The 15,276-nt window shown below is 71.9% G+C and carries 16 protein-coding genes; 11 read left to right on the top strand and 5 right to left on the bottom strand.

Annotated elements, in window-relative coordinates; translation table 11 throughout:
- Window positions 1-13 precede the first annotated feature (13 nt).
- Window positions 14-232 (top strand): hypothetical protein, encoded by a 219-nt coding sequence (locus tag AB0M08_RS19285; protein WP_364494702.1) that lies wholly within the window; start codon window positions 14-16, stop codon window positions 230-232.
- Between the two features lie 12 nt (window positions 233-244).
- Window positions 245-526, top strand: a complete 282-nt coding sequence (locus AB0M08_RS19280) for a hypothetical protein (protein ID WP_364494700.1) — start codon at window positions 245-247, stop codon at window positions 524-526.
- On the opposite strand, the gene AB0M08_RS19275 is transcribed toward AB0M08_RS19280, so the two are convergent.
- Complete coding sequence (locus AB0M08_RS19275) at window positions 512-1,378, bottom strand: alpha/beta hydrolase (RefSeq protein WP_364494697.1); 867 nt, start codon at window positions 1,376-1,378, stop codon at window positions 512-514. The two genes, AB0M08_RS19280 and AB0M08_RS19275, sit on opposite strands and share 15 nt — an antisense overlap.
- A gap of 131 nt (window positions 1,379-1,509) precedes the next feature.
- Here AB0M08_RS19275 and AB0M08_RS19270 point away from each other — a divergent pair, with 131 nt between their 5' ends.
- From AB0M08_RS19270 to AB0M08_RS19255, 4 genes are all read left to right on the top strand, one after another.
- Entirely contained in the window at window positions 1,510-1,854 is a 345-nt protein-coding gene (locus tag AB0M08_RS19270; RefSeq protein ID WP_364494694.1) for a hypothetical protein, read from the top strand.
- Window positions 1,855-2,067: 213 nt separating this feature from the next.
- On the top strand, window positions 2,068-4,173 hold the full coding sequence (locus AB0M08_RS19265; protein WP_364494691.1) for a glycosyl hydrolase: 2,106 nt from the start codon (window positions 2,068-2,070) through the stop codon (window positions 4,171-4,173).
- A gap of 22 nt (window positions 4,174-4,195) precedes the next feature.
- Window positions 4,196-4,615, top strand: coding sequence for a hypothetical protein (locus AB0M08_RS19260; RefSeq protein ID WP_364494688.1), 420 nt, complete (start codon window positions 4,196-4,198; stop codon window positions 4,613-4,615).
- 181 nt (window positions 4,616-4,796) lie between these two features.
- Window positions 4,797-5,798, top strand: a complete 1,002-nt coding sequence (locus AB0M08_RS19255) for a carbon-nitrogen hydrolase family protein (protein ID WP_364494685.1) — start codon at window positions 4,797-4,799, stop codon at window positions 5,796-5,798.
- A 48-nt stretch (window positions 5,799-5,846) separates the two neighbouring features.
- Here the strand turns inward: AB0M08_RS19255 and AB0M08_RS19250 are convergent, their stop codons facing one another.
- Window positions 5,847-6,338 (bottom strand): hypothetical protein, encoded by a 492-nt coding sequence (locus tag AB0M08_RS19250; RefSeq protein WP_364494682.1) that lies wholly within the window; start codon window positions 6,336-6,338, stop codon window positions 5,847-5,849.
- Window positions 6,339-6,473: 135 nt separating this feature from the next.
- Here AB0M08_RS19250 and AB0M08_RS19245 point away from each other — a divergent pair, with 135 nt between their 5' ends.
- Together AB0M08_RS19245 and AB0M08_RS19240 are read left to right on the top strand one after the other, a co-directional pair.
- Window positions 6,474-7,721 carry an FAD-dependent monooxygenase gene (locus AB0M08_RS19245; protein ID WP_364494679.1) on the top strand — a complete coding sequence of 416 codons (1,248 nt, stop codon included), beginning with the start codon at window positions 6,474-6,476 and terminating at the stop codon, window positions 7,719-7,721.
- Window positions 7,714-8,379, top strand: coding sequence for a helix-turn-helix domain-containing protein (locus AB0M08_RS19240; RefSeq protein ID WP_364494676.1), 666 nt, complete (start codon window positions 7,714-7,716; stop codon window positions 8,377-8,379). Before AB0M08_RS19245 ends, AB0M08_RS19240 begins: the two co-directional genes overlap by 8 nt.
- Here AB0M08_RS19240 and AB0M08_RS19235 read toward each other — a convergent pair.
- Genes AB0M08_RS19235 through AB0M08_RS19225 form a run of 3 tightly spaced genes read right to left on the bottom strand, consistent with a single transcriptional unit; the run spans window position 8,326 to window position 11,572 of the window.
- Window positions 8,326-9,177 carry an SDR family NAD(P)-dependent oxidoreductase gene (locus tag AB0M08_RS19235; protein WP_364494673.1) on the bottom strand — a complete coding sequence of 284 codons (852 nt, stop codon included), beginning with the start codon at window positions 9,175-9,177 and terminating at the stop codon, window positions 8,326-8,328. The two genes, AB0M08_RS19240 and AB0M08_RS19235, sit on opposite strands and share 54 nt — an antisense overlap.
- On the bottom strand, window positions 9,174-9,914 hold the full coding sequence (locus AB0M08_RS19230; RefSeq protein WP_364494670.1) for an SDR family NAD(P)-dependent oxidoreductase: 741 nt from the start codon (window positions 9,912-9,914) through the stop codon (window positions 9,174-9,176). Before AB0M08_RS19230 ends, AB0M08_RS19235 begins: the two co-directional genes overlap by 4 nt.
- Entirely contained in the window at window positions 9,911-11,572 is a 1,662-nt protein-coding gene (locus tag AB0M08_RS19225; RefSeq protein WP_364494667.1) for an amidohydrolase, read from the bottom strand. The genes AB0M08_RS19230 and AB0M08_RS19225 overlap by 4 nt, the downstream gene beginning before the upstream one ends.
- A gap of 212 nt (window positions 11,573-11,784) precedes the next feature.
- On the opposite strand from AB0M08_RS19225, the gene AB0M08_RS19220 reads away from it, so the two are divergent.
- The 3 genes from AB0M08_RS19220 to AB0M08_RS19210 are packed head-to-tail and all read left to right on the top strand — an operon-like array spanning window position 11,785 to window position 15,268.
- On the top strand, window positions 11,785-13,131 hold the full coding sequence (locus tag AB0M08_RS19220) for an aspartate aminotransferase family protein (protein ID WP_364494875.1): 1,347 nt from the start codon (window positions 11,785-11,787) through the stop codon (window positions 13,129-13,131).
- The gene (locus tag AB0M08_RS19215) at window positions 13,128-13,853 is read left to right on the top strand and encodes a sulfite exporter TauE/SafE family protein (protein WP_364494665.1); all 726 of its coding nucleotides are present in this window, start codon (window positions 13,128-13,130) and stop codon (window positions 13,851-13,853) included. The genes AB0M08_RS19220 and AB0M08_RS19215 overlap by 4 nt, the downstream gene beginning before the upstream one ends.
- Window positions 13,850-15,268, top strand: coding sequence for a PLP-dependent aminotransferase family protein (locus tag AB0M08_RS19210; protein ID WP_364494662.1), 1,419 nt, complete (start codon window positions 13,850-13,852; stop codon window positions 15,266-15,268). The genes AB0M08_RS19215 and AB0M08_RS19210 overlap by 4 nt, the downstream gene beginning before the upstream one ends.
- Window positions 15,269-15,276 lie beyond the last annotated feature (8 nt).

Here is a 15,276-nt window from a genome sequence, read left to right as displayed (position 1 = left end):
GGTGCTGGTGTGGGTGACGGGCAATTCCGGGGCCGGCAAGTCGACCGTGTGCGGGATGCTGCGCGCGCGGGGCCACGCCGCGGTCGACGCCGACGAGGACGGGTTCAGCCGCTGGTTCGATCGGGGTAGTGGTGAGCCGGTGGTGGATCCGCCGGATCCGGTTCCGCAGGGGTGGCTCCACCGGTACGGGTGGGCGATCGACCGGGACCGGGTCGCGGCACTCGCCCGGTAGCACCGATCCGGTGTGGCCTTCCTCTGCGGCTCGGCGGAGAACGAGGCGGCGGTCCTCGATCTCGTCGACCGCGTCGTGTGCCTGGTGATCGACGAGGAGACCCTCCGGCACCGGCTCGCGACGCGGACGACGAACAGCTTCGGCCGGCACCCGGAGGAGCTCGCCGCAGCGCTGGAGTGGAATCCCCGGACCCGGGAGCTCTACGCGGCCCGGGGCGCCACGATCATCGACGCGTCCGGGCCGCTGGACGCGGTCGCCGCCGCCGTGCTCGACGTGGGATCACGGCTGCGGTAGCAGGCCGGCGAGGATGTCGTCGAGGTGGTTCCAGAGGGAGAGGTGGCCCTCGGCGGGTTCGAAACGGAGCGTCGCGCCCGGGATGTGCGCGCCGAGCCAGCGGCCGTGCGCGGGCGGGACCATCGCGTCCCGGGCGCCCTGCCAGACCGTGACCGGCACCCGGATGTCGCCGGGCGAGAATCCCCAATCGCGGACGAAGGCCAGGTCGTCGTCGCGCCATCCGGCGATGCCCGCCGCGAGCGCGTGGTGGAAGGTGCGCACCAGATGGTCCAGGTTCTCGCCGGTCAGGGCGGCCCTGTCCACGTCGGTGACCAGCTCGCCCATCGCAGCGACGATCTCCTCGGGCCGCACCCGGGCCAGCCCCGCGGCCTCCGGGACGAGGAACGCGCTCAGCTCCTCCGGCCCGGTCAGCGCCGCACCGAACTCGGTCACGTTCTCCGGGGCCATGCCGTCGAGAAAATCAAGATCCGGTTTCCCGTACGGTGCGACGCCCGCGATCGTCGCCGCGCCCAGGCAGCGCTCGGGCAGCAGGGCGGCGCAGGCGAGCGCGTGCGGGCCGCCGCCGGAGTGCCCGGCGGTGACGAAGGTGCCGGCACCGAGCGCGTCGAGCAGCGCGGCGGTGTCGGCGGCCACGTCACCGACGGTGCGCCCGGGGTGCGCTGTGGACGGCCCGTATCCGGCACGGGTGGCGACGATCAGTCGCAGCCCGTGTTTCGCGGCGGCCCGCGAGAGCGGCGCGAGCGGTTCGGCGCTGCCCGGCGTGCCGTGGTGGTAGACCAGCGGCAGACCGGTGTCCGGTCCCTCGACCACGTATTCGAGGACCCGGCCGTCAGGCAGTGAGATGTGGTTCATGCCGAGATCCTAGGCGCCGCCGGGGCAGGCATCGAACACTATTGACGGGACGGCACTCTAAAACGTTTCATTAGAGCAGCTGCCTGCGTCGACTTAGTTCATGTAGAAGCCGAATCCTGCCTGGAGGCTGTGTGAAGCGCCGGACCGTCCTCTCCTTCGCCGCGGCGGCCGCCCTGCCCTGGCCCGCGATGCCCGCCGAAGCCGCCACCGCCACCGAAGCCGCGGCCACCACCGAAGCCGCCGCCACCACCAGCGGCGCCGGCGCGGCGACCGGGGCGAAGTTCCGCTGGTGGTGGCCGCACGGGCTCGTCGACCCCGCCGAGATCGCCCGGGAGATCGACCAGATCGCGGATGCCGGATTCGCCGGGGTGGAGATCCAGGACGTGCACCACAGCGTGCGCGAGGGTCTCGACCCGGCCGGTCACGGGTGGGGGACCGCTCCGTGGCGGGATGCGGTCGAGTCCGCGCTGCGGTAGGCCCGAAAAAGGGGGATAAAGGTCGATATAGCGGTAGGCCCGAGCTGGCCCGCCGCCGTCCCGGGGATCACCCCGGACGACCCGGCCGCCGCGAAGGAGCTGGTCCACACGGTCACCGCGTTCACCGGCGGGATCACCGCGCCGATCGCGGCGGACGTCTTCGCGGTCCAGATCGCCCGGCTCGTCGCGACCGGTGTGCTCGACCCGGCCTCGGTGCGGACACTGACCCCGGTGGGTGGCCGGGTCGAGGTCACCGTGCCGGAGGGCGACTGGCTGCTCCTCACCTACCGTGTCCAGGGCTCGGGCCAGCAGCCGGAGGGCGGCCCGCACACCGACCCCGCCTCCTACGTGGTCGACCACTTCGGCCCCGACGGCGTCCGGGCGATCGTCGGCACCTGGCACGACCTCGTCCTGACCCCGTCGATCCGGCGGCTTCTGCACACCGCGGGCGGTGATCTGTTCGAGGACTCCCTGGAGATCGAGTCGGACTGGACGATCTGGACGCCCGCGCTGCCCGCCGCGTTCGCCCGCCGGACCGGCACCGACATCCTGCCGTTGCTGCCGATCCTTCTCCAGCCCAAAGGCAAATTCCTTTTCGCGTACGACGGTGACGCCACGAACCACGCGCGCGACAGTTTCAACCAGGTGCTGTCCGATCTGTACCACGAGCACCACCTGATTCCGCTGCGCGACTTCGCCCACGGCATCGGGCTCCGGTTGCGCGCACAGCCCTACGGGCTCGCGACCGACGCGATCCGCAGCGCGACGGTGCTGGACGTGCCGGAAGGGGAGTCGCTCGGTTTCAAGAACCTGGACGATTTCCGCGTGCTGGCCGCCGCCCGCGACATGGCCGGGAAACGGATCCTGTCGTGCGAGGCGGCCGCCTATGCGAACGGCGCCTACAGCACGACCTGGAACAAGGTGCTGCAGACGATGGGCAGCGTCTTCGCCGGCGGGGTCAATCAGGCGGTGCTGCACGGATTCGCCTACCGGGACGCACCGGGAGCCGCGTGGCCCGGTTTCGCGCCGTTCTCGCCCTACAACGGCACCGGTATCGGGTACGCGGAAGCCTGGGGCCCACGGCAACCCACGTGGCGGCATGTGCCCGACGTCGCGGCCTTCTTCCGGCGTACCCAAGAACTGCTCCAAAGCGGAACCGCCCGTGCTGACCTGGCCTTCTTCCGGCAGAAGGGTTGGACCGCGACCGGTATCGGCGCCCCCTGGGCGACGAATGACGGCATCCCGATCGGCTGGACCCACGGTTTCGTCGACGAGGCGTCCTTATCGCTACCCGCGGCGAAGATCCGTGGCGGACGCCTGGGCCCGCCGCGCTACAAGGCGCTGATCCTCGACGGCGACGCGTTCCGGAACAAGGACCACACGCTCTCCCCGAAAGCGGCCCGGCTCCTGCTGGAATTCGCCGAATCGGGCCTGCCGACGATCGTGATCGGTGATTGGTCGGACGTCCATCCCGCTCCGCTGAAACCCATCATCGAGGCGTTGCTGGCGCAGCCGTCCGTGCGTGTCGTCACCGACCAGACCGGCATCCCGGCGGCCCTGGAATCGCTCGGCGTGCGGCGCGACGTGGAATACGAGCGCTCGTCCTTGATGACGGTCCGCCGCGTCGAGGGCGACGTCGACCACTACTACCTGGCCAATGCCCGCCACGCGGAGAACCGCACGATTGCCGCGATCGATCAGGAGATCCGCCTGACGACGACATCCCGCACCACCATTCCGACGGTTCTCAACGCCTGGACCGGCGCGCGCCAGGGAATCGCTTTCACCCGCGACGGCGACCGGGTCTCCCTCCGGGTCACGCTCCAGCCCGGCCAGTCCCAGCTCCTCACTTTCGGCCACGACAGCCTCGACCTCCCTGACTGGACACCGGGCGACTCGCTGACGTTGACCGATTGGGATCTCGACGTCGAGGACTGGCGCCCGGACGGCGTGACCACCCACCACCTCTCGTTGACCGGACTGCCGCCCTGGTCCGCCGTACCCGAGCTGGAAGACGTCTCCGGAATCGGCCGTTATCGCACCACGGTGGTCTCCACCCACGCGGCTCGCGCCCTGCTCACGCTCGGAAAGGTCGTCGACACCTGCCGCGTCCGGCTGAACGGCCACCCGCTGCCCCCGATCGACGTCCTCCAGCCGACCGCCGACCTGCACCTGTGCCCGGGCCCCAACACCATCGAGGTCGAGGTGGCGACGACGCTGCTCAACCGCCTGCGCACCACGAACCCCACGGTCTTCGGCATCGCCACCCGCCAGGCTTACGGCCTCCTCGGCCCGGTCACCCTGACGTATCTCCATTGACGTTCCGGTCCGTTGATCACATGTGCTTTCATCGGCGGCTACCGCACCACGACACCGGGAGCCGACGATCTTCTTCTTCGAGGGCGAGCGCCCCACCCGATCCGAGCGCCGATCCCGCCTGGCGGGCTTCCGGGCGCTGCTGCTGGGCGGCGTCCTGATCGCGTTGTTGACGGTGATACTCCACCCCGCGACCGACCGGACGGGCTGTTCCAACTACGGCGGCAACGGCAACGGCACCGCGTTCAGTGACGACCGGTGGGACCTGTTCTACCCGCTGATCCTGCTCCTCTGGCTCTCCACGGTGATCGTGGAGCAGTTCCTCCCGAGCACCCGGAGCGGCCGCGGTACGGGCTGGACCGTCGCCCGCGGCTTCCTCGCCATCATGCTCACCATCTCGACCTGCTGCGTCGCCGAACTGAAGGTGCTCGCCCTCTGTCACTAGAAGAACGCCGTCTGATACCGTGCGTTCGGCGTGGCCCACGCCGAACCTCCACGACCGTCCCCGCCGCACGGTCTTCCACGGAGGCAAAGGGACTCCTCGTCTCGGGTCGCTGTCGCTGTTCGCTGGTTCCGGACGTCCTGATCGCGCGGGGGATCGACGCACGGGACAAGCGGAGGGCCTGATGACAGCCAACAGGAATCTCAAACGGCGGGTGCGTGCGCGCGCCGCCAAGACCGGTGAGTCCTACACCGCTGCGCTGCGGCACTTCCGCACGACTCCGCGAGGAGAACCGATGCCGGAGCACACCACCCTGCGACTCGCCGTCGCCCAGCTCACTGTCGTCCCCGACCCGGGCGACACCGCCGCGTTGCGGGAGAGCGGCCACCGGATCCGCGCCCTGATGCGCGAGGCCCACCGGGCCGGGGCGCGCCTGCTGCACCTGCCCGAGGGGGCGCTGGCCTGCCCCGACAAGCGCATCATGTCGTCCACCGGCCCGGACGAGATCGGCCCGGCGGACTGGTCCCGCGCCGACTGGCCGACGCTCGCCGCGGAGCTGAGGTCCATCGCCACCCTCGCCGCCGAGCTGCGGCTCTGGACGGTCCTCGGCTCGATCCACCCGCTGACCGCCCCGCGCCGCCCGCACCTGAGCCTCTTCGTCATCGCCGACGACGGCACCGTCACCACCCGCTACGACGAGCGGATGCTCTCGAACACCAAGGTCAGCCACATGTACACCCCCGGCTCGTCGCCGGTCACCTTCACCGTCGACGGCATCCGCCTCGGCTGCGCCATCGGCATGGAGGCCGCTTTCCCCGAGCTCTTTCTGGAGTACGAACGTCTCGACGTCGACGTCGTGCTCTTCTCCACGCACGGCCCCGGCACACCGGTGAACAACGCCCCGTTCGCGCTGCAGGCCCAGGCTCTCGCCGCCGCCAACAGCTTCTGGGTGAGCTACGCGACCACCGCCCAGGACGCCCCGAACGCCCCGTCCGGCATCGTCACCCCGCACGGCGACTGGCTGACCCGCTGCCCGTCGTCACCGGCCTCCGCCATCGCCGTCGCCGACCTGGACCTGACCGCCGAGAACCTCGCCCGCCCCTGGCGTCGGGCGGCGCGTGGCGACCTGTACGCCCGCTATCAGGCGCACGATGATCCTCGAAGCCTGGATCGGGCCGCACTCTGACACTGTGGGCGGTGCCGGGATGGAGTGCCCGGCACCGCCCACGTCGCGTCAGCCGGCGAAGCCATTGATCAGGTCCGGGAGCTCGTGGTGCCAGCACGGTTCGCCGGTGCGGGTCCGCAGGCGGGTGAAGTCGGCGTAGGTGGCGCCCGGTGGCTTCAGCTCCAGTGTCCAGACGCCGAGGACGCACTGGTAGCGGACCTCCCACCCGTCGTCGCGGGCGAACCAGCGGCTGCCGTTGCCGCCGGTGCTCGACGTGGACTGGACGTGGGTGAAACCGTTCGCGGTGAGCCATGATGTGGTGAGGGCGACGTCCTCCGTCTCGGCGAAGTCGCCGGTGGCGTTGTCGTCCAGCGCGGTGAGCGTGAAACCGCCGTCGTCGCCGGGCCGCCCGACGACAACCTCGATCGTGCTGTCGTCCGCGAAACGCAGGGTGAACGCCGGATCGAGGTCGTGGGTCTGCCGGAGGTCCTCCAGCTGCGCCGGATCGCACAGCTTTCCGGACGCGACGTCCGCGATGACCACGCGGAACGGGCCGATCATGAATGAGCTGTTCGCCCACCATTCCAGCCTGGCCACAACACCGTCGTCGATGCGGCCAACACTACCGCGACCTAACGGGCGGGCCGCATGCCGCCTGACTGACCAAATGACTGATTGGGTCAGTATGCTCGGGACATGAGTGGGAATCAGCGAGTGCTCGTGGTCGGGATGGGTGTCGCCGGGATCGCGGCGGCGGCGCGGCTGCGACGCGCCGGGTGGGCGCCGGTGATCGTGGAGCGGGCGGCGGAGCGGCGCACCGGTGGGTATTTCGTGGCGCTCTTCGGGGCCGGGCACGCCGCGGCGGAGCGTCTCGGGATCCTGGAGCACCTGCACGACCGGGCCTCGGTGCTGCCCGGCGTCGACATGGACCGGGACGGCACCACCCGGCCCGGGATGAGCTACGCCGACATGCCCGGCAAGCCCTGGCTGGTGCTGCGTGGTGACGTGGAGCAGGCGGCCTTCGCGACGCTCCCCGACGACGTGGAGGTGCGGTACTCGACCACGCCGACCGCGATCGAACAGGACGCCGGCGGGGTGGACGTCACGCTGCTGGACACGGGCACCGGAGAGACCGTGACCGAGCGGTTCGACCTGGTCGTGGGCGCGGACGGGCTGCGGTCCACCGTACGGGAACTGGCTTTTGGAAAGCATGAGCGATATCTCCGGCGTCTCGGCTACATGGTTGCGGCCTTCGGATTCCGGGGTACGCCGCCGGGGCTGGCGCCGGGGCAGGCGGCGACGCTGCTGGAGCCCGACCGGTCGATGTGGGTGTTCGCGTTCGCCGACCACGACCCGACGATCCTGCTCAGCTACCGGACCGACGACGTGGACGCCGAGTTCGGCCGGACGCCGGTGGAGAGCGTGCGCGCGGCGTTCGGGCCGCAGCCGGCCGGCAGCACGCTCGGCGCGGTCCTCGACGAGATGGAGAACGCCGACGCGCTGCTCTTCGACTCGGCGGAGCAGGCCCATGTGGAGAGCTGGCACCGGGGCAGGGTGGTGCTGCTCGGTGACGCCGCGTGGTGCGTGACGCTCTTCGCCGGGATGGGCGTCTCCTCGGCGCTGATGGCCGTCGACCTGCTCGGCACGCTGCTCGAACGCCGGCCCGGTGACCTGGAGGGCGTGCTGACCGAGTGGGAGGATGGTCTGCGGCCCTACATCGGGCACTACCAGGAGAACGCGCCCGGCGACCGGCGGATCTTCGTGGTCGACAACCGGGCGCAGATCATGCTGCGGAGGGTCATCCCGAAGCTGGGGCGCACCCGCCTCGGCAAGCGGCTGACCGACCGGATCATGCGGGTCGACGACGTGGTCAAGTACAAGACAGCGGACGTCGTGGGTGAGATCATGGGCCGCCCACCCCGTGAGGAGAGACGCGTTGCCTGAGACCGCCGCACCCAAGGCGACCCGGATCCTGGCCGCCGCGGGCGAGCTGTTGCTCGGCCGCGGCAGCCGGGGCGTGACCATCGCCGACGTGGCCCGCAGGGCGCACATCGGCAAGGGCACCGTCTACCTGTACTGGAAGACGAAGGAGGACCTGCTCCTCGACCTGGTCTGCCGCGACTTCCTGGCGCTGGCGGACGAGATCACGGCGGCGGTCACCGACGACCCGGAGCTGGCGCGACCGTCCCGCATGTGCCCGAACATGCTGCGGATGTCGGCCGAGCACCCGTATGTCAGCGCGCTGCAGGTCAACGACGCGGAGCTGCTCGGGGTCCTGATCGAGGATCCTCGGTCGGCGAGCCTCCTCGAAGCGCTCGGCCCGGTCGCGGTCATGCACCAGCTGCTGCCGATCTGGCGTGATCATGACCTGGCCGGGACGGACTGGGCGCTGCCGGATCAGGCTCTGGCGTTACAAGCCCTTATATCCGGATTTATCATTGTCAAACCGGACGCAGCGGATGTTCTGGCGGCTGCCGTGACCGCGCTGCTGGGCCCGGAACGAGCGACGTCCGATCAGGTCAGGGGCGCGGCGGAGCGAGGGCTCCGGTCACTCGACGAGCAGCGTGCCCTGGTCCGGGAGCTGATGTCCCGGCCCGTCTGACGCCGGTGGGAGCATGGCGCGCCGCCCGGCCGCGATCGGGGAGCGCATGGTCATGCCGCCGTCCACCACGAGGAGCTGGCCGGTGAGGTAGCGCGACTCGTCCGAGCCGAGGAAGACCATCGCGTGGGCGATGTCCTCGGGGGCGCCGAGGTAGGGCAGGGCGTTGCCGTCCCGCAGGCTGTCGACGACCGACGATGGCAGGTTCCGCTCCAGCGCGGGGGTCATGACCGCCCCGGGCGCGATGGCGTTACAGCGGATCCGGTCCGGCCCGTACTGGGTGGCGATCGACTTGGTGAGGTTGACGACGGCGGCCTTCACGGCGCCGTACGAGATCTGCGTGACGTCGCCGACGAGCGCGGCCACCGAGGCGGTGTTGACGATGGACCCGCCGCCGGCGCGGATCATGTGCGGGATCGCGTGCCGGCAGCCGAGCAGGGTGCTGCGCACGTTGAGGCCGACCGCGCGATCGAATTCGGCCATGTCCATCCGGAGCAGATCCAGGTCGGCGCGCGGATCGGTGCCGCCGACGTGGTTGCAGAGCACGTGCGGGCCACCGAACTCGCGGACCGTCGCGCCGATCATGTCGGCGATCGAGTCTTCGTTCATGACGTCGACGGTGACCGCCATCGCGACGCCCCCGGCGGCGGTGATCGCGGCGGCGGTCTCCTCGGCGGCCCGCGCGTCGTGGTCGGCGACCACGACCCGGGCGCCCTCGGCGCTCATCAGCTCGGCCGCGGCGCGGCCGATGCCGCTCCCGGCCCCGGTGATGACGGCGGTCTTGTCCCGCATGCGGTTCATAGGGTCTCTCCTCGGTGTACGACCTGCGCGGACGTCTGATCCCGCGCGAGGATGAGCATGGTGTCGATGTTGACGTGCGACGGCCGCCGGACGACCCAGGTCACCGCGTCGGCGATGTCCTCGGCCCGCAACGGCGTCATCCCGGCATAGACGCGGGCCGCCGCCTCGGTGTCGCCGCCGAACCGGTTGACGCTGAACTCGGTCTCCACCATGCCGGGGTCGATCTCCGAGACCCGGACGGGCTGTCCCAGCAGCTCGATGCGGAGCACCCGGGTCAGCGCGGCGACCGCGTGCTTGGCGGCGTTGTAGCCCCCGCCGCCGCGGTACGGCTCGCGGGCGGCGATCGAGCCGATCGTGACGACCTGCCCGTCGCCGGAGGCGATCAGCAGCGGCAGCAGCGCCTTGGTGAGGCGCAGCGTGCCGAGCACGTTGACGTCGTACATCGCCTGCCAGGCGCCGACGTCCGCCACGGCGATCGGGTCGGCGCCGATCGCGCCGCCGGCGTTGTTGACCAGGACGTCGCAGCGGTCCACGGCGGCGGCGAAGGCGTCCACCGAGCCCTGGTCGGTGACGTCGAGCGGGTGGCACTCGATGCCGTCGGTCGCGGCGAGCTCGTCGAGGAGCGTGCGGCGGCGGGCGCCGGCGATCACCCGGTAGCCGTCGGCGGCCAGGCGCAGCGCGGTCGCGCGGCCGATGCCGCTGGAGGCGCCGGTGACGACGGCGGTCGGTGAGGTCATGATGATCCTTCTCTGCGGGGGTGGACGCGGCCGCCGACCACGGTGGCGCGGACCGCGATGTGTTCGACGTCGGCGGGGTCCGCGACGTCCAGCGGGTCGGCGGCGAGCGCCACCAGGTCGGCGAGTTTGCCGGGTTCGAGGCTGCCGATCCGGTCCTCGGCCTTCAGCAGCCGGGCGGCCCCGAGGGTGACGGCTTCGAGTCCTTCGGCGACGGTGAGCGCCTCCTCGAGGCCGAGGACGCGCCCGGAGGCGGTGCGCCGGGTCGCCGCGATGGCGATGGTGGCGAGCGGGTTCATCGGGGTGACCGGGGTGTCCGAGTGCAGCGAGACGGTGACGCCCGCCCGCAGCGCGCTGGCGGCGGCGTTCATCCGGGCCGCCCGCTCCGGACCGACGGTCCGGTCGGCGTGCTGGTCGCCCCAGTAGCGGATGTGGTTGACGAACAGGTTGGCGCCGATCCCGAGCCGGGCCATCCGCCGGTACTGCTCCGGTGTGGTCAGCTGCGAGTGCTCCACGGTGAGGCGGTGATCGGCGGGCGGGAGATCGTCCAGGGCGCGTTCGGCGACGTCGAGCAGCAGCTCGGTGGCCTCGTCGCCGTTGCAGTGCACGTGGACCAGCGCCCCGGCGCCCAGGAAGATCCGCAGAAGCCGCTCGAACTCGTCCGGCGCGGTGAACCAGATCCCGTTCTCGTCGCGATCCAGGTAGCCGGGCGGCAGGAGGCGTGCGGTGAACCCCTGGATGGAGCCGTCCAGGATCAGCTTGACGCCGCCGAGCCACAGCCTGTCGCCGCTGCGTTTGCGGGCCTCCCGCAGCAGCTCGGCGGCCTCCTCGACGGTCCGCGCGCCGGCCAGCTGGCCGAGCTGGAACGGGACGATCCGCGCCGGGAACCCGTCCTCGTGCACGGTCCGGGAGTAGCGGGCGGCGCCGTCGGCGGTGAAGACGTCGAGGGCGGCCAGGTCGGTCACGGTGGTCACCCCGGCGCCGGCGGCGTCCGCGGCGTACAGGCGAAGCGAGGTCTCGTCGGCGGCGCCGATGCGCATGCCGTAGGCGCTGAGCGCGAGCTGCATGGCCGCCGACTCCCGCAGCTCACCGGTGAGCGCGCCGGTCCCGTCCCGGACGACGCCCTCGACGCCGGTGCCGGGCCCGATGCCGTCCGCGGTCATCAGTGCGCCGTTGACGGTGGCCGCGTGGTGGCTGGCGTGCAGCACGAAGATCGGCCGGGTCCGGGAGACCCGGTCGAGGTCGGCGGCGCTCAGCCGGGGGCCGTCGAGGAAGAGCGGGTCGAAGCCCCAGGCGTAGAGCGGCTCGCCCGGGTCGGTCATCGCCGCGTCGGCCTCGCTGAGCAGGGCGATGACCGCGTCGATCGTCGGGTAGCCGGGCAACCGGTCGCCGGTCGGGGAGCGCCGGGGGTAGAAGCCGGTGTAGGTGTACTGCCACAGGGCGCCGGTCATCACGTGGCCGTGCGCCTCGACGAAGCCGGGGCAGAGCACGTCGCCGGCGAACCGGGTGTCGACCCGGACGTCTGCGCCGGCCGGCATGTCGCCGGCGGATCCGACGGCGACGATCCGGTCGCCCCGGACCGCGAGGTGGGTCGCGGTGGGCCGGGCGGGGTTCATCGTGTGGATGACCCGCGCCGGATAGACGACGGTGTTCTCGGTCATGGTCGCTCCAAAAGGATCTTGTCGGTGTTCACTCTCGCCCCCGGACTGACCTGCTCACAGCGCCAGTACGCGACGTCTCGCCGGGTCCAGTGGTTACACGCCGGTAACCCGAACTGGTACCGGAAGAAGGGGGTCGGACTGGCCCTGTCGAGGGAGCCAGCCGGCGGCGCACGATGTGCCGCGCCACAGTGAAAGGGGGGCATGCCGTGCCCATGCCGCAGTCCGAGCGCGGACGCGCCATCTACGAGGCCGACCGCCGTTTCGTCTTCCACTCCTGGTCCGCGCAGGCCGCGCTGGACCCGATGGTGATCGTCGACGCCGACGGTTGCCGGGTGACCGACGCCGACGGCAGGAGTTACCTCGACTTCTCGTCGCAGCTCGTCTACACGAACCTCGGCCACCGCCATCCCGCGGTCGTCGAGGCGATCCGGCGGCAGGCCGCCGAGCTCGCCACGATCGCCCCGGCGCACGCCAACGAGGCCCGCTCCGAGGCCGCCCGGCTGATCGTCGAGAAGGCGCCCGCGAGCCTGGAGAAGGTCTTCTTCACCAACGGCGGCGCCGAGTCGGTGGAGAACGCGATCCGGATGGCCCGCCTGGTCACCGGCCGGTACAAGGTGCTGTCGCAGTACCGCTCCTACCACGGCGCGACGGCGCTGGCGATCAACGCGACGGGCGACCACCGGCGCTGGGCGAACGACTACGGCGCCGCCGGGACGGTGCACTTCTTCGGCCCGTTCCTCTACCGCACCGTCTTCCACGCCCGGAATGAGCGGGAGGAGTGCGAGCGCGCGCTGGAGCACCTCGAGGACGTGATCCGCTTCGAGGGGCCGGGCTCGTTCGCCGCCCTGATCCTGGAGACCATCCCCGGCACCGCCGGGATCATGCCGCCGCCACCCGGTTACCTGCGCGGCGTCCGCGAGCTCTGCGACCGGTACGGGATCGTGCTGATCCTCGACGAGGTGATGGTCGGTTTCGGTCGTACCGGCCGGTGGTTCGCCAGCGAGCACTACGACGTCGAGCCCGATCTGATGACCTTCGCGAAGGGCGTCAACTCCGGGTACGTGCCGCTCGGCGGGGTGCTGCTGAACGGCGCGACCGCGGGCTTCTTCGACACCCGCCCGTACCCCGGTGGAATGACCTATTCCGGGCATCCGCTGGCGTGTGCCGCCGCGGTCGCCACCATCACGGCGATGACCGAGCAGCACGTGGTCGAGAACGCCGCCCTGCTGGGCCGCGAGGTCTTCGCCTCCGGGCTGGCCGAATTGGCCGAGCGGCATCCGTGCGTCGGCGAGGTGCGCGGTCTCGGCGCGTTCTGGGCGCTGGACCTGGTCACCGACCGGGACACGCGGGAGCCGATCGCCCCGTACGGCGGCACCAGCGAGGCGATCACCCGGACGCTCGCCGCCGCCCGCGACGCCGGCCTGCTGCTCTTCCACCAGTATCACCGGGTGCATCTGGCGCCCCCGCTGACGATGACCCCCGAGGAGGCCCGGCACGGCCTGGCGCTGCTCGACGAGGTCCTGGAGGTCACCGACACGTACACGACGACCGGGGCGTGAGCGCCGGCATGGCGCTGGCGGTGACGCTGGCCGTGCTGGCCGGGGCGGCCGCGCAGTCGGCCACCGGCGTCGGCTTCGGGGTGCTGGCCGCCCCCGCGCTGCTGCTCGCGGCCCCGGCGGCCGGCCCGTTCCCGGTGCTGGCCGCCGGCGCCGCCGTGCTCGCGGTGACGCTGGCGGAGAACCGGGCGGGCCTGCGCCGCCGGGTGGTCGCCACCGTGGTCCTGGCCGCCCTCCCCGGTGCGGTGCTCGGTACGGCCCTGCGGCAAGCTGCGGATATGCGGGTTCTTCAGGCCGGGGTCGGCGGGCTGGTGGTGATCTCCGGGGCGCTGACCCTCGGCGCGGTCCGGATCCCGGCGTCCCGCCCGGCGCTCGCGGTCGCGGGGCTGCTCGGCGGGGCGCTCAACTCGGTCGCCTCGATGCCCGGCCCGCCGCTGGCGATGGTCTACCGCCCGGCGGACGCGGAGCAGTTCCGGGCCAACCTCTCGGCGGCCTTCCTCGGCATGACGGCGGTCTCGCTGGTCACGACGGTCCTGGCGCACGTCCCGTCGCCGGCCGACCTGGCGCTGACGCTGGCGGTCACGGTGACCGCGCTGGCCGGTCAACTCGCCGGTCGCCGCTGGGCGCGGCGCCTGCCGGTGCGGACGGTCCGCACGGCGGCCGTCCTGCTGAGCGTCCTCGCCGGCGCGGTGCTGGTGGCCACGTCGGCGGGCGTCCACCGGTGACCGGCGAACCCCTCTACCAGCAGGTTCGCCGGATCATCGAGAACCTGATCGCCACCCGTTCCGACGTGCGGCGGCCGCTGCCGTCGTCGCGGTACCTGGCCGCCTCCCTGGGGGTCTCCCGCAACACGGTGAACGCCGCCTACGAGGAGCTGATCGCGCTCGGCCTGGTCGAGTCGCGTCCCCGCAGCGGTCTCTACCCCAGCGAGATCGCGGCCCGGCCCAGCCCACCGCCGGACCGGGTGCCGACGGTGGGCTGGGCCGCACGTGCCCGCCGGCCCGCCTCCCGGATCGACGCGCCCCGGGTCCACCCGGACTGGACCCGGTACCCGTACCCGTTCCTGCCCGGACAGCCGGAGCTGGGCGCGTTCCCGGCCCGCGGCTGGACACGCGCGCTCACCGACGCGCTGTACGGCCCGCACCTCGCGTTCAGCGTCCGGGACAGCTCGGACCGGGACGACCCGCTGCTGGTCGAGATGATCCGTACCGAGATCCTCGCCTCGCGCGGCGTGCTCACCGCCGCCGACACGATCCTGGTCACCCACGGCGCGCAGGAGGCCCTCTCCCTCGTCGCGGACGTGCTGTTCGGGCCGGGCGTCACCGTCGCGGTGGAGGATCCCGGCTACCGCGACGCCGCGCACATCGTCACCGAGTCCGGGGCGGACCTGCTGCCCGTCCCGGTCGACGGCGCGGGCGCCCGGGTGCCGGAGGACGCCCGCTTCGACTACCTGCACCTGACGCCGAGCCACCAGCACCCCACCTCGGTGACGCTCGGCTACCCGCGGCGCCGGGAGATCCTGCGCCGCGCGCGGTCCGAGGACTTCGTCGTCATCGAGGACGACTACGACTCCGAGGTGCGCTTCCGGGGCCGGCCGACGCCGTCGCTGAAGTCCCTCGACACCGACGGCCGGGTCGTCTACGTCGGGACGTTCTCGAAGTTCGTCGCGCCGGGCATCCGGATGGGCTTCGTCGTCGCCCCGCCCGACCTGATCGCGCTGCTGCGGCGGCGCCGCCGGTACGCCAACCGGCACCCGAACGGCCACACCCAGCGCGCGCTCGCTCTGTTCATCCAGTCCGGCGACTACCACCGTGCGCTGCGCGGGCACCGCAACCACCTGCGGCGCAAGTGGCTGGCGCTCTCCGGTGCGCTGGCGGAGAGCCTGCCGTGGCCGCTCGAACCGCCGCCCGCGGGCGGCATGAGCATCTGGGTGACCGGCCCCGCGGACTTCGACGGTACGGCCGTCGCGTCCGCGGCGCTCGACCGCGGGGTGCTCATCGATCCGGGTTCGGCGTTCCACCTGACCCCGGACGCCGGGCGCGCCAGCATCCGGGTCGGCTTCAACGCGATCCCGCTCGCCGCGATCGCCCCCGGTGTCGCGGTGCTCGCCGACGTCATCCGCGCGGTGGAGAGCTCGTGACGCCCCGC

Origin of the sequence: Actinoplanes sp. NPDC051851 (assembly GCF_040681165.1) — a bacterium.
GTDB lineage: Bacteria > Actinomycetota > Actinomycetes > Mycobacteriales > Micromonosporaceae > Actinoplanes.
This window is presented reverse-complemented; position numbering and strand designations above follow the sequence as displayed.

Bases quoted from the DNA above. Each gene is read 5' to 3' on its own strand.
- AB0M08_RS19275 (WP_364494697.1), bottom strand. From the start codon at position 1,378: ATGAACCACATCTCACTGCCTGACGGCCGGGTCCTCGAATACGTGGTC.
- AB0M08_RS19245 (WP_364494679.1), top strand. From the start codon at position 6,474: ATGAGTGGGAATCAGCGAGTGCTCGTGGTCGGGATGGGTGTCGCCGGG.
- AB0M08_RS19220 (WP_364494875.1), top strand. From the start codon at position 11,785: ATGCCGCAGTCCGAGCGCGGACGCGCCATCTACGAGGCCGACCGCCGT.
- AB0M08_RS19235 (WP_364494673.1), bottom strand. From the start codon at position 9,177: ATGAACCGCATGCGGGACAAGACCGCCGTCATCACCGGGGCCGGGAGC.
- AB0M08_RS19250 (WP_364494682.1), bottom strand. From the start codon at position 6,338: ATGATCGGCCCGTTCCGCGTGGTCATCGCGGACGTCGCGTCCGGAAAG.
- AB0M08_RS19255 (WP_364494685.1), top strand. From the start codon at position 4,797: ATGACAGCCAACAGGAATCTCAAACGGCGGGTGCGTGCGCGCGCCGCC.
- AB0M08_RS19230 (WP_364494670.1), bottom strand. From the start codon at position 9,914: ATGACCTCACCGACCGCCGTCGTCACCGGCGCCTCCAGCGGCATCGGC.
- AB0M08_RS19225 (WP_364494667.1), bottom strand. From the start codon at position 11,572: ATGACCGAGAACACCGTCGTCTATCCGGCGCGGGTCATCCACACGATG.